The following is a 13,793-nucleotide window of genomic DNA, read 5'->3' on the forward strand; positions in this document are numbered from 1 at the left end:
ATCACCGATTAATCAAACAATGTTGGTTCGTCTGCAGCATTATCACTTCCATTAGATTTTTCTGAATCATTTTCAGATGCTACATTTTCCTCATCTACAACTTCGATATTTTCAACCTCTTCAGAAACCTCAGGTTCGTAAGGCAAAGGATCAAGCAGATTTATATTTTTAACCTTCTCTGTAATAAACTGATTACCTAAAGCTTTTATTCCCTTAATAGATATAAAATCTTCAACATCAACAGATTCGCTCTCTTTAGCTTCTTTACCTCTAGGTTTAGGAAATTCTATTTCAACCATTGGTTTCCAATCTGTAGAAACAAGCTCTAAATATGACTTAGGATGCTCGGAAATAAACAATTCTTCTTTGTTTTCGTTCTCGATTAAAAACCTCTTGATATAATATCGTTCCTTTTCACCCTCCCAGTAAATAGCCGAAATAGGCTTTTCAGGTATCCATTTCTCCAATACGATCATGTCATCATCAAAATGAGAAGTAAGTACCGGTAAAAAGGTTTTTGCAACCCCTTTTTGATTTATAACCAAGATTAGATCATCCCCCTTAAATTCCCCTAATAATTCACCTCTTCCATCTACATTCAATCTTCGTACAACATCATCGAACCAAATTTTTCTTGGCTTAAGGGTAGAAACCCCTTTTTCTTTCAATTCTATACGCTTAACAGAATACTTAGTAACAATATTCCCTTTTGAAGCCCTTCCCTTAATAAGCACATCAGAAAAGTCGATATCCCATTTTAATTTTTTAATACTACCGACTTGACGTAGTAAAACCGTAATCACTTCAGCTTCACCATTTGGATTAGCGGAAAAATACAATACTTGAGACCCCGGTTTACCCGTAGTTAAATCATACTCCCGATCCCTAGTTATACTTGTAACATTAAAACGTTTAATGTAGGTAGCGCCACCCTTACCATCTTTGTAAACTAAGTTATAAGTAGTACGCTTGTCTTTTTTCTTAAATACAGCGACATGGATAATGCCTTTACCCACAAATATTTTAGAATCTACTTTTGATACCATCATTTTACCAGAACTGGTAATCATGATAATATCATCAATATCACTACAATCCGTCACATACTCATCTTTCTTTAGCGAAGTACCCACAAAACCTTCTTCCCTATTGACATAAAGTTTCGTGTTCCTGATAGCAACTTTTGTAGCTTCAATATCATCGAAAACACGAATTTCAGTCATACGACCTCTATCCTTACCGTAGGTTTCTTTTAGATTTTTAAAGTAGTTAATGGCAAATTCAATGAGATTAGCTAAATGATGCTTAACCTCTGCAATACGCTCTTGAAGACTTTCTAGATGCTGTTGAGCCTTATCTAAATCGAACTTAGATATCCTTTTAATACGAATTTCTGTAAGTCTAGTAATATCTTCTACAGTTACCGCACGTTTTAAGTGTTTCGTAAAAGGAGCCAAACCTTTATCAATAGCATTTATTACCCCTTCCCAAGTTTCCTCTTCCTCGATATCACGATAAATACGATTTTCAATAAAAATTCGCTCTAAAGACGCAAAATGCCACTGCTCTTCTAACTCTTTAAGTTGAATTTCTAGCTCTTGTTTCAACAAATCTACCGTAGAATCGGTAGATCGCTTAAGCATTTCGGTTACTCCAATAAATAAAGGCTTATTGTCTTCTATAATACATCCTAGAGGAGATATTGAAGATTCACAAGAGGTAAAAGCATACAAGGCATCAATAGTTCTATCTGGAGAAATACCCGATGGAAGATGTATTAAAATCTCAACATCAGCGGCAGTATTGTCCTCTATTTTCTTAATTTTTATCTTGCCCTTATCATTGGCTTTTAAAATTGAATCTATTAAACTACCAGTATTAGTACCATAAGGTATCTCATTGATTACTAGTGTATTCTTATCTAACTGAGATATCTTTGCGCGGACTCTAATTTTACCACCTCTAAGACCGTCATTGTAATTAGTAACATCTATAATACCAGCTGTAGGAAAATCAGGATAGATTTTAAATCGCTGCCCTTTTAGATGCTTAATAGAAGCATCAATTAGTTCAACGAAATTATGAGCAAGTACTTTAGTAGATAAACCAACAGCAATACCTTCCGCCCCTTGAGCCAATAACAGAGGGAATTTTACCGGCAAGTTTACAGGCTCCTTCTTTCTTCCATCATAAGAAGCCTGCCATTCTGTAATTTTGGGACTAAAAATAACCTCTAAAGCAAATTTTGATAATCTCGCTTCAATATATCTTGATGCAGCTGCCCTATCACCCGTTAAAATATTACCCCAGTTACCCTGAGTATCAATTAACAGGTCTTTTTGACCAATTTGCACCATGGCATCAGCAATACTAGCATCCCCATGAGGGTGATATTGCATGGTATGACCAACTACATTGGCGACTTTATTATACCTACCATCATCTAGTTCTTTTAACGAATGCATGATACGGCGCTGTACAGGTTTGAATCCGTCTTCAATGGCAGGTACCGCTCTCTCTAAAATTACGTAAGATGCGTAATCCAAGAACCAGTCTTTATACATGCCAGAGACTCTGGTTAATGCATCAGAAGAATCAATATTCTCATTATTCTCTTCGGAAAGGTTGTCGTTAATTTCCTCGTTCAAATCGTCATTTTCTTCCATTCAGAAGCAATCGTATTAACTTAATTTATACTACTTTATCTTCTATCAAATCAACTTCCACTTTAAGATTGTTGATTATGAATTTTTGTCTGTCAGGGGTATTTTTACCCATGTAAAAACTTAATAGTTCTTCAATAGACATAGCCTTGTCAAGCATAATAGGTTCTAATCTAATATCATCACCGATGAAATGCCTAAACTCATCTGGTGATATTTCACCCAGCCCTTTAAATCGGGTTATTTCAGGTTTGCCGCTTAGCTTGTTTATAGCCATTTGTCGCTCTTCATCACTATAGCAATAAATAGTCTCTTTTTTATTTCTAACCCTAAATAATGGAGTTTGCAAAATATACAAATGATTCTCTTTGATCAGTTCTGGAAAAAACTGCAAAAAGAAGGTTATTAATAGCAAACGAATATGCATACCATCAACATCGGCATCGGTTGCGATTATGATATTATTGTAACGCAAATCTTCAATAGATTCCTCTATATTCAAAGCAGCTTGTAAAAGATTGAATTCTTCATTCTCATACACAATCTTTTTGGACATGCCGTAAGAATTCAAAGGCTTACCCTTAAGACTGAAAACAGCTTGCGTATTTACGTCCCTAGATTTTGTAATTGATCCAGATGCAGAATCTCCCTCCGTAATAAACAAGGAAGTCTCTAATCGTCTATCTTTCTTTATATCACCTAAATGTATTCTACAATCGCGAAGCTTTTTATTATGAAGACTAGCTTTCTTAGCTCGGTCACGTGCCAACTTTCTAATCCCAGAAAGCTCTTTACGCTCCTTCTCTGCCATCATAATTTTACGCTGAAGCTTCTCTGCAGTATCAGCATTCTTATGAAGGTAGTTGTCTAAATATTTACCAACAAAATCATTTATATAAGTTCTAACCGTTGGAAAATTGCCACCCATTTCGGTCGACCCCAATTTTGTTTTCGTTTGACTTTCAAAAACGGGCTCCATGACTTTTATGGAGATGGCAGAAATTATAGATTTCCTTATATCTGATGCATCATATGATTTACCATAAAAATCACGGATTGTTTTCACTATGGCTTCCCTGAAAGCAGCTTGGTGCGTACCACCGTGCGTTGTATGTTGACCATTTACAAAAGAATGATACTCCTCACTATACTGTGTTCTACTATGTGTAATAGCTACTTCAATATCATCTCCCTTTAAATGGATAACAGGATACAGCATATCCTCAACATTATTATTATCCTCAAGAAGGTCTTTTAGTCCATTTTCAGAATGAAACTTTTCACCGTTAAAAACAATGGTCAAACCTGGATTTAAGTATACATAGTTCTTAAGCATGCGTTCTACATACTCATTTCTGTATTTATAATTTTTGAAGATAGTGTCATCAGGAATAAAGGTAACCTTGGTTCCTTTTCTTTTTCCCGTTTCCTCAGGACCAATTTCCTTTTCTAAATTACCAGAACTAAACTGAGCCGTTTTTAATTGATTCTCTCTAGAGGATTGAACCTCAAAAAAACTGGACAAGGCATTTACCGCTTTGGTACCAACACCATTTAGTCCAACAGATTTTTTAAAGGCACGGCTATCGTACTTACCACCAGTATTCATTTTAGAAACTACATCTACTACTTTACCTAAAGGTATACCACGACCGTAATCCCTCACTTTTACCACTTTATCTTTAATAGAGATTTCAATGGTTTTACCGGCACCCATTACAAACTCATCTATACAGTTATCTATAACCTCTTTCAACAAAATATAGATACCATCATCTGCAGACGAACCATCACCTAATTTACCGATATACATACCAGGTCGTAATCGGATATGTTCTTTCCAATCGAGCGAGCGTATATTATCTTCAGTATATTGAGTTCCGTCTTGAGACATTTAAAAAAGTTTATGAAAGTTGCGTTAAAGATAGCACCACTCAGCAAAAAATAAAATAGCTATCTGTTAAAGTAATTAACAATAAAATAAGCCTGTTTGTTGATAGCTCGTAGTGCTTACAACAATTGTGGGAAAAGTTAAATATTGAAAATTAGTGAAAAAGACAAGTTAAATTATGACATGTATCATGACAATAATTTTATCCTTTTTATATCTTTAATGTAGATTTTGAATAGCTATGGAATTTATTGATTACTACAAAATTCTTGAAATTGACAAGAAGGCATCACAAGCCGATATAAAAAAGGCATATCGAAAATTAGCGCGTAAACTTCATCCAGATTTAAATCCGAACGATAAAAGCGCACAAGAAAAATTTCAGCGTATAAATGAAGCGAACGAAGTTTTAAGTGATCCCGAAAAGAGAAAGAAATACGACCAATACGGTAAAGATTGGGAACATGCCGATGCTTTTGAAGAAGCAAAAAGAAACCAACGCAGCTCTTCTGGCGGAAACAAAAGAACATATTCCAGTTCTACCGGGTCACAAGAAGATTTTTCAGATTTCTTTGAATCTATGTTCGGTGGTGCCGGAGGTGGTTTTAGCGGTGGCGGAAGACAAAGATCAACACAATTTAAAGGTCAAGACTTAAATGCAACTTTAAAATTAAACCTATTAGATATTCTTGAAGACCAAAAACAAACCCTTGACTTAGGAGCTAAAAAAATTAGAATAACTATACCCGCAGGAGTTGAAGATGGCCAAACCATTAAAATTGCCGGTTATGGCGGAGAAGGTATGAATGGCGGCCCCAAGGGAGATTTATACTTAACATTTGAAATAAATAATAACACCAACTTCAAAAGAGTGAAGAACGATTTATATAAAAATGAATCAATCTCATTATATGATGCCATGCTAGGAAGTTCTTTAGAAGTAGAAACCTTGACAGGAAAAGTAAAATTAAAAGTAAAACCTGAAACCCAAAATGACACCAAGGTGAAATTGAAAGGAAAAGGTATGCCGGTTTATAAGAAAAATGGTACTCATGGAGACTTATACATTACCTATAAAGTAATTATGCCTACAAGGCTTTCAGAAAAAGAAAAAGAATTATTTAAACAACTTTCAGAATTACGATAATATGAATTCAGAAAACTACATACAGATAGAAGTATACTGTCAACGAACACAAACTCCGATCGAATTCATAGATGACCTTTTAGAATTTGAAATGATCGAAGTACAGCAAATTGAAAATAAAATCTATGTTGAACCACATTCTATTGTAGAAATTGAACGTGTTTATAGATTACGAGAAGAGCTAGGAATTAATATGGAAGGTATAGACACCTTAAACCATATGATAAAAAAAGTCAACCGATTGGAGCAAGAATTAAAACTGCTACGTGATCGGTTGACTATATATGAACATTAAACGTTGAAACGGAAATGCATTACATCTCCATCCTTAACAATGTACTCCTTACCTTCTACTCTCATTTTACCAGCTTCCTTAACTTTTGCTTCACTACCTAAAGCAACGTAGTCATCATAAGCGATAACTTCTGCACGGATAAAGCCTTTTTCAAAATCGGTATGAATAACTCCCGCAGCTTGTGGGGCAGTTGCTCCAACGGGTATAGTCCAAGCACGAACTTCTTTAACACCTGCAGTAAAATAAGTTTCCAAATCAAGTAACTTATAAGCTCCACGTATCAATTTAGCAGAACCAGGCTCTTCCAAACCTAAATCTTCTAAAAACATTTGACGCTCATCATAAGTCTCCAACTCCGTAATATCCGCTTCCGTACCAACCGCTAAGAAAATAACTTCAGCATTTTCAGCTGCAACCGTTTCTTTCACTTTTTCAACATATGCATTACCAGACACCGCAGCATCTTCATCTACATTACAAACATACATCACCGGCTTATCTGTAATGAACTGTAAAGGTTTTACAAACTCCAGCCTAGATTCCCCCTCAATTTCAATAGCCCTTACAGAAGTACCTGCTTCTAATCCGTTTTTTACGGCAAGCAAAACAGCCTCTTCTTTCTGGGCATCTTTATTACCCGTTCTAGCTGCTCTTTTTACCTTCTCTAATTTCTTTTCAACGGTCTCCAAATCTTTTAACTGAAGCTCCATATCAATAGTCTCCTTATCTCTAATAGGATCAACACTACCATCTACATGAACAATATTGTCATTATCAAAACAACGCAACACATGAAGTATAGCATCTGTTTCACGAATGTTTCCTAAGAACTGATTTCCTAATCCCTCACCCTTACTAGCTCCTTTAACCAGTCCGGCAATATCAACAATCTCTACAGTGGCAGGCAAAACTCTCTCTGGATCAACCAACTCTTCTAATTTTTGCAAACGGGCATCTGGCACATTTACCACGCCTATATTAGGCTCAATCGTACAAAAAGGAAAATTTGCGCTCTGGGCTTTCGCATTGGATAAACAATTAAAAAGTGTTGATTTACCTACGTTTGGCAATCCTACAATACCTGCTTTCATAATTAATAATATTTCAAGGATGCAAATATAGTTTTTACTTGTAGATTTTACGCTCAAATTTTTATCTAACATTTATGATAGATTTTATAATAATTTTTTAAATATTACACAATTATTATAGCTAAACTACAGTTAAAGTAAGTTTTTTTAACATATTTTAAGATATAATTCTTACTTTGCTATAAGCAACACGTGATAATATATGGAACTTCATTCTGATGAAACTATATGGTATTTTTTTAAAAAGGGCGAAGCCAATGGCTTTAGCCTCCTTTTCAAAAAGTATTACCCACAACTACACGTATATGGTTTAAAGTTGAGCAATAATCAAGAATTGACCGAAGATTGCCTACAAAACTTTTTTATTCAATTATTTGAAGACCGAGAAAAGCAGAACTCGATCAACAACTTAAAAGCATACCTATTTGTATCTTTCAAACGCAGGTTAATTAAACAATTACAAAAAAGTCAAAAAAATATTCCCATATCAGAAGCACAACTTTTCAAGAATAATTTTACATTTTCTGTAGAAGAAATTTCTATTCATCAAGAGATACAATTTCTTTGCACCTCTACTCTTGCTACACTTATCAATCAATTATCACCAAGACAAAAAGAAGCTATTTATTTAAAGTACTACGGCGGAATGACTACAACTCACATCGCTGAAGTAATGGACATGAACTACCAAAGCGTTTTAAACACACTACAAAAAGCATTAAGAAAACTTCGTATAGCATCTGAAAATCAACAAATTAAAACTATTTTGAAAAAAAGTTGAAAATAGTAGGGTATATTTTTAGGAGTTCAGTCTCTTATTAATGGAACACCTTACTAAATGGACAACAAAAATATATTCGACTTAAATTATTTCTTAACGGATGCTTCATTTGAAAACTGGGCTAAAGGCTTAAACAAAAATGATATCACATACTGGAATAATTGGATTCAGAACAACCCTGAACATATAGAAATTGTAGAAAATGCAAAATCTATAATTACAGGTATCAATTTCAACCAACAATATCCAGATAACGAAAAAGTAGACAAGGCACTGACAAGTGTTTTACAAAAAGTAGACCTAACGACTTCTACAAAACCTAAGATCAAGAAAACACGTACCATAAATAGTACTATAATTACTGCAGCCGCTGCAGTATTACTTGTATTAATAAGCTACACCAGCTATTCATATTTCAATAATAGCTCAACAACTATTCACAAAACCAATTTTGGAGAAATAATAGATTTAAAGTTACCAGATGGCACTTCTGTTGTATTAAATGGAAATTCTGAGATATCTTATGAAAATGACAATCCTCGCCTTATTAATTTAAAAGGAGAAGCCTACTTCAAAGTTAAATCTATACCTAGCACAAATGCTAAATTCTGGGTAATTACAGAAGACCTTAAAGTTGAAGTATTAGGAACTCAATTTCATGTTAACACAAGAAAACAGAAAACCAATGTAGTACTTGATGAAGGTTCTATTCATTTGGAATTAAACAATGGAGAGGTTACGAAAATGATACCTGGTGAAATGGTTTCTTTTTCAAATGAAAGCAATAGACTAACTCACCAAAAAGTAGATATTGAAACTCCTTATGCCCTATGGCGAGGTGGAACGTATGCTTTTAATGAAATTCCGCTAAAAGAAGTAATGTATAATATAGAAACTACATACGGACTAAAAGTTCAATTCGAATCGGAACACTTAAAAGAATTACCCATTTCTGGTGGCATACCTAATCAGAATTTACAAATATGTATTACCGCTATCGAAAAAGCTACAGGAACAAGAATAATTAACAAAAACAATATTTTACGAGTGCAAGAAAACCCTATTTATTAACTAAACTATTTATTTATGAGAACGAACAAACTAATGAGATTACTGCTTGCGGTAATGCTTTTTTCAAGCATCACCAGTGTAACAGCAGCTAATGAACTCAAAGAAAATGTTACCCTAAGCGAGTTTCTTAATGAGGTCAGTGAAAAACACGAAGTCTTTTTCACGTACAACCCAGCTTTGGTATCCAATACCAGTTTAAACCCTGAGGAATACAAATTCCCGGCACTAGATAAGATTATTAATAAACTAGAGCGCAAGACTAGTTTTGATTTTGAATATCTAGGCAATAAATATTATGTTGTTTACCATAAAAAACCAGAAAGAGTCAAAGTCTTAAAGATTAATTCAAGTACGAATGGCATTACTGCAATAATTTTGAATGAAAAAATTCAAAACAGCATTACCGGTAAAGTAACAGATGGAGATGGAATGGCTTTGGCAGGAGTTAACATTATCGAGAAAGGTACGACTAACGGTACTACTTCTGATTTTGATGGAAACTACACTATCAATGTAACTGATGATACTAAATTAGTATTTAGCTATATTGGTTTTGAAACTCAAGAAGTTTCAACTGCAGGAAAAAACACGATTAATATACAGCTGTCCGAAGGCATGCAACTAGATGAATTTATCGTAGTAGGTTCTCGTACAGCTCCAAGAAGTAATGCTGACTCACCATTACCTGTAGATGTAATTGGCGCTAAGGATCTAAGTTCAACAGGTCAAGTATCTTTTGATAAGGCCTTACAATACAAAATACCGTCTTTCAACACGGTACAAACGCCCGTAAATGATGCGACTTCATTATTAGACCCTTATGAAATTAGAAATATGGGACCAAGTAGAACATTGATACTAATAAATGGAAAACGTAAAAACTTAAGTGCATTATTATATACACAAACATCTCCAGGCCGTGGTGAAACAGGTGCAGATATTTCTGCCATACCAACAGATGCAATTAAAAGAGTTGAAATATTACGTGATGGGGCTTCTGCACAATATGGTTCTGATGCCATTGCAGGTGTAATGAACATTATTTTAAAAGACAGTCCAACTGAAGGTTCTGCAACCGTTAGAACAGGTATAACTTCTGAAGGTGATGGTGAAATGTTCGGTGTTGCTGTAAACAATGGTACAACCTTAAGCAAAGACAAAGGTTTCATTAATTATACAATTGATTTATCAAAAGTCAACCAAGCTAATAGACCAGGTACAGTAAGCGCTTTAGGTGAAGCTGATGCAGATTTAGGTTTTGGTGCAGATTTAGCATTCGTTGAAGAATTTTTAAGTAGAAACCCAGATGCAAATAATGTAAATGGTTCTCCTGAAACCGCTTCTTCTAAATTTGAATTAAACCTTGGTTATGAGCTCAGCGAAAACACTAGCTTATATGGTAACGCAGCATATGTTTATAAGAAAGTGAATAGTTTTGCAAACTACAGAACCCCCTATTGGAGAACTTTAGATGAAGATGGTGGTTTTCCATATTTAGCAGACTTTTACCCTGGTGACAACCCAACTACAGAAAATGGATATGATGGTTACCTACCTACATTTGAAGGTTTATTGAGCGATTACAACGCAACAATTGGCTTTAAAACAGTTAAAAATGATTGGAACATTGACGCAAGTTACACTACTGGTGGAAATACACAGACATATACAGTAAGTAATTCCCATAATGGAAATGATGTTGCCTCTCCTCCTGTTTGGACGGATGCAAATGAAAATCATAATATTGATGACGGTGAAATATCTTTTTCTACTTTATACAGAGAAAACAGTCAGCAATCTTTTGACCCAGGTGGAACCAAGTTTACCCACAACGTAGGTAACATTGATATATCTAGACTTCTTTCTGATAAAGTTAGTATTGGTGTTGGTGCTGAGTTTAGAAATGAAACTTTTGAAGTTATTGAAGGTGAACTAGCATCTTACGACGGTGGTGGTGCAGATTCTTTCTCAGGTAACAGTCCAGAAAATTCTGGTAAATTTAACCGTTACAACTTTGGCGGATATTTATCTTTAGATTATGATGTATCTGATGCATTTTTATTAAGTGGTACTGTTAGAACAGAAAACTATTCTGATTTTGGAAACACATTCGTGTACAAATTTAGTTCACGTTTAAAATTAACAGATAACCTAACAGCAAGAGCATCTATTTCTTCTGGGTTTAGAGCTCCTACCTTACACCAAATTTATACTCAAAAAGCACAATATAGCTTTGTTCCAGGTCAAGGTATTCAAGTTGGAGGTTTAGTAAACAATGTATCTACACAAGCTAAACTTTTAGGTATTCCAGAATTAGATGCAGAAACTTCAAACAATTTCACAATTGGTTTTGGAGGTAAGTTTGATAACAATATAAGCTTCACAGTAGATTATTATAACATTTCTGTAAAAGATAGAATCGTCTTAGGTTCAGAAATTGGAGGTACTGATTTTGATGATGACGGTAACAACATAGGTACCACTGCTTTAGATGATTTATTAAGAGAAAATAACTTAAGTGATATAAGTTTCTTTTCTAATGCAATTGATACTAAAACATCAGGAATAGATGTAGTTATCAGTAAAAAAAATATGCAAATCGGCGCTGGAAGATTAGGCCTTAATTTATCTGGTAACTACACCATTCAAAATGAACGTGATGGTGAGGTAAAAGATATTGCGTTAGTTGAAGATTCAGGCCAATCTGTAGTAAATGATACGCAAGAAGCTTTGTTCTTTACATCTAGACCAAAAACAAAATGGATTTTAGGTGCTAACTATGACATCAATAAATTCGGTTTTTCATTGAACAATACATATTTCGGAAAAACTACATTTAAGCAACAAGGTTTAGACTCAAATTTAAGAACAGAGTTTACACCAAAAATAGTTACAGATTTAGGTGTTAATTTCAGTGCTACAGATAAATTGACGATAGCATTAAATATCAATAACATTTTGGATATTCTTCCTGAATGGTCATTTAAAGCTGAAAATGATGCTGGACAAGCAATAATTGATGATACTACGATAACATCAAGCGGACAAACTGAAATTCAAAATCAGTCAGATTTAATTACTTTCAATCAGCGTTATTCTCAAATGACCTATGATGGCTATCATTTTAGCCAATTAGGAACTATGTTCAACCTATCGTTGAATTATAAATTTTAGTTTGATTTAGTTTTAATAAAAAAGCTACCTATTCATTTAGGTAGCTTTTTTTATTTAAAACAAGTTTGTTATGTAATTTTAATTTCTTCATAAAAAGGTAAACAATACAGCAGTCTAAAGATTAACTACAATTATCAAAACCTATAGAGAAAGTATAAGATATTTACTCTGGGTGCATGAATTTTTGCTTCGCTAAAAGCACTTCTTCAGTTTCAACATGATCATCATCTGGCACACAACAATCTACAGGGCAAACAGCTGCACACTGAGGCTCTTCATGAAAGCCCATACATTCCGTACATTTATCAGGTGCTATGTAATAAACTTCATCACTAATAGGTTCTTGAACGTCATTTGCGTCAACTTCCTTACCATCAGGCAAAACAACATTGCCATCTAAAGAAGTTCCATCGGCATATCTCCATTCATCTGCTCCTTCATATATTGCCGTATTAGGACATTCTGGTTCACAAGCCCCACAATTTATACATTCATCTGTTATTATAATTGCCATAATTTCTTCTTCATTAATATGCCCAAAAAAGAACGGGCATGCTTATTTTTGCACAAAGGTAATTCCTACTGAATTAGTATACAAATATAATGGCCCATAGCAACCTTAGTATAGAAGCTTTTGTTAAACTTGGAAATTTTCTAAGAACATTTTGTGATTTAGTCACAACAAATACAATTTCTGACCATTTAAATGACAAATGGATCGAGCGGATTAAAACCGAAGCGGAAAGAGCCCAGCATTATAATGGTTGGTTTTCAGAAGAAAACTGCATTCATGCTTTTCAAGAATGGGGTAATGCACTTACCAAAGAAAATATAGAAAGCTGGCTTAAAAACTATAAGCTAGAGGCTAACCAAAAGAAAGTTGTAGCCCTAATTATGGCTGGCAATATACCTTTAGTAGGATTTCATGATCTTCTATGCGTATTAATTACAGGAAACAAGGCATTGGTAAAGTTATCTAGTAACGATCAGAAATTGATTCCATTGCTTATTGATTATCTTATAGAAATCGAGCCATTATTTAAAGACAGGGTCATATTCACCAAAGAAAAGCTTGAAAACTACGATGCTGTAATCGCCACCGGTAGTAACAATACAGCCAGATACTTTGAATATTATTTTAGTAAAAAACCTAATATTATTCGTAAAAACAGAAACTCTGTAGCAGTTTTAACAGGCAATGAGACTACTGAAGAATTGACTGCTCTTGGTGAAGATATTTTTAGATATTTTGGATTAGGATGCAGAAGTGTCTCTAAAATCTATATTCCAAAAGATTACAACATTAATACATTTTTTAAAGCAATGTTTCCATATGGCGATATTATAAATCATAATAAATATGCTAACAATTATGATTATAACAAGGCAGTTTATTTAATGAGCGAATTCAAAATACTAGATAATGGTTTCTTGATCTTAAAAGAAGAAGAAAGCTTTGGATCCCCTATTGCGTCATTGTTTTATGAGCATTATGAAGATATCAGTACTTTAAAAAAATATTTAAATAAAGAGAAAGATAAAATTCAATGTATAGTCTCATCAGGTGTCATAGATGGTGAGATATCATTCGGACAAACACAAAAGCCTTCATTGCACGATTATGCAGATGGTATAGATACGGTTGATTTCTTGTTGAGAACATCCTTGAATTAAATGGTC

10 protein-coding genes are annotated in these 13,793 nt (G+C 34.1%); 6 read left to right on the top strand and 4 right to left on the bottom strand.

Annotated features, from left to right (window positions below):
- Positions 1 to 8: 8 nt before the first annotated feature.
- Together ACJJVP_RS15535 and ACJJVP_RS15540 are read right to left on the bottom strand one after the other, a co-directional pair.
- A complete protein-coding gene (locus ACJJVP_RS15535; RefSeq protein ID WP_405414995.1) occupies positions 9 to 2,666 on the bottom strand; it encodes a DNA gyrase/topoisomerase IV subunit A in 2,658 nt (885 codons plus the stop codon).
- A 25-nt stretch (positions 2,667 to 2,691) separates the two neighbouring features.
- Positions 2,692 to 4,557: a DNA topoisomerase IV subunit B gene (locus ACJJVP_RS15540; RefSeq protein WP_036154168.1), complete on the bottom strand. Its 1,866-nt coding sequence runs from the start codon at positions 4,555 to 4,557 to the stop codon at positions 2,692 to 2,694.
- A gap of 238 nt (positions 4,558 to 4,795) precedes the next feature.
- Between ACJJVP_RS15540 and ACJJVP_RS15545 the strand changes: the two genes are divergently transcribed.
- Both ACJJVP_RS15545 and ACJJVP_RS15550 read left to right on the top strand, forming a co-directional pair.
- On the top strand, positions 4,796 to 5,701 hold the full coding sequence (locus ACJJVP_RS15545; RefSeq protein WP_405414997.1) for a DnaJ C-terminal domain-containing protein: 906 nt from the start codon (positions 4,796 to 4,798) through the stop codon (positions 5,699 to 5,701).
- A 1-nt stretch (position 5,702) separates the two neighbouring features.
- Positions 5,703 to 5,996: a chaperone modulator CbpM gene (locus ACJJVP_RS15550; protein ID WP_405414999.1), complete on the top strand. Its 294-nt coding sequence runs from the start codon at positions 5,703 to 5,705 to the stop codon at positions 5,994 to 5,996.
- Here the strand turns inward: ACJJVP_RS15550 and ychF are convergent.
- Positions 5,993 to 7,087, bottom strand: a complete 1,095-nt coding sequence (gene ychF, locus ACJJVP_RS15555) for a redox-regulated ATPase YchF (RefSeq protein ID WP_405416218.1) — start codon at positions 7,085 to 7,087, stop codon at positions 5,993 to 5,995. The genes ACJJVP_RS15550 and ychF overlap by 4 nt on opposite strands.
- Before the next feature lie 202 nt (positions 7,088 to 7,289).
- Between ychF and ACJJVP_RS15560 the strand changes: the two genes are divergently transcribed.
- Genes ACJJVP_RS15560 through ACJJVP_RS15570 form a run of 3 tightly spaced genes read left to right on the top strand, consistent with a single transcriptional unit; the run spans position 7,290 to position 12,113 of the window.
- On the top strand, positions 7,290 to 7,868 hold the full coding sequence (locus ACJJVP_RS15560) for an RNA polymerase sigma factor (protein ID WP_405415002.1): 579 nt from the start codon (positions 7,290 to 7,292) through the stop codon (positions 7,866 to 7,868).
- A 57-nt stretch (positions 7,869 to 7,925) separates the two neighbouring features.
- Positions 7,926 to 8,939 (top strand): FecR family protein, encoded by a 1,014-nt coding sequence (locus tag ACJJVP_RS15565; protein ID WP_405415004.1) that lies wholly within the window; start codon positions 7,926 to 7,928, stop codon positions 8,937 to 8,939.
- A 15-nt stretch (positions 8,940 to 8,954) separates the two neighbouring features.
- Positions 8,955 to 12,113 (top strand): TonB-dependent receptor, encoded by a 3,159-nt coding sequence (locus tag ACJJVP_RS15570; protein WP_405415006.1) that lies wholly within the window; start codon positions 8,955 to 8,957, stop codon positions 12,111 to 12,113.
- A gap of 163 nt (positions 12,114 to 12,276) precedes the next feature.
- Here the strand turns inward: ACJJVP_RS15570 and ACJJVP_RS15575 are convergent, their stop codons facing one another.
- Positions 12,277 to 12,627 (bottom strand): 4Fe-4S dicluster domain-containing protein, encoded by a 351-nt coding sequence (locus ACJJVP_RS15575; protein ID WP_405415008.1) that lies wholly within the window; start codon positions 12,625 to 12,627, stop codon positions 12,277 to 12,279.
- Between the two features lie 89 nt (positions 12,628 to 12,716).
- Here ACJJVP_RS15575 and ACJJVP_RS15580 point away from each other — a divergent pair, with 89 nt between their 5' ends.
- On the top strand, positions 12,717 to 13,787 hold the full coding sequence (locus tag ACJJVP_RS15580; RefSeq protein ID WP_405415010.1) for an acyl-CoA reductase: 1,071 nt from the start codon (positions 12,717 to 12,719) through the stop codon (positions 13,785 to 13,787).
- The last annotated feature ends 6 nt before the right edge of the window (positions 13,788 to 13,793 follow it).

The organism is Maribacter sp. Asnod1-A12 (assembly GCF_045063735.1).
Lineage (GTDB): Bacteria > Bacteroidota > Bacteroidia > Flavobacteriales > Flavobacteriaceae > Maribacter.

Excerpts from the sequence above, each read along its gene's own strand:
- ACJJVP_RS15575 (WP_405415008.1), bottom strand. The coding sequence starts at position 12,627 with ATGGCAATTATAATAACAGATGAATGTATAAATTGTGGGGCTTGTGAA.
- ACJJVP_RS15550 (WP_405414999.1), top strand. The coding sequence starts at position 5,703 with ATGAATTCAGAAAACTACATACAGATAGAAGTATACTGTCAACGAACA.
- ACJJVP_RS15570 (WP_405415006.1), top strand. The coding sequence starts at position 8,955 with ATGAGAACGAACAAACTAATGAGATTACTGCTTGCGGTAATGCTTTTT.
- ACJJVP_RS15565 (WP_405415004.1), top strand. The coding sequence starts at position 7,926 with ATGGACAACAAAAATATATTCGACTTAAATTATTTCTTAACGGATGCT.
- ACJJVP_RS15580 (WP_405415010.1), top strand. The coding sequence starts at position 12,717 with ATGGCCCATAGCAACCTTAGTATAGAAGCTTTTGTTAAACTTGGAAAT.
- ACJJVP_RS15560 (WP_405415002.1), top strand. The coding sequence starts at position 7,290 with ATGGAACTTCATTCTGATGAAACTATATGGTATTTTTTTAAAAAGGGC.
- ACJJVP_RS15535 (WP_405414995.1), bottom strand. The coding sequence starts at position 2,666 with ATGGAAGAAAATGACGATTTGAACGAGGAAATTAACGACAACCTTTCC.
- ychF (WP_405416218.1), bottom strand. The coding sequence starts at position 7,087 with ATGAAAGCAGGTATTGTAGGATTGCCAAACGTAGGTAAATCAACACTT.
- ACJJVP_RS15540 (WP_036154168.1), bottom strand. The coding sequence starts at position 4,557 with ATGTCTCAAGACGGAACTCAATATACTGAAGATAATATACGCTCGCTC.
- ACJJVP_RS15545 (WP_405414997.1), top strand. The coding sequence starts at position 4,796 with ATGGAATTTATTGATTACTACAAAATTCTTGAAATTGACAAGAAGGCA.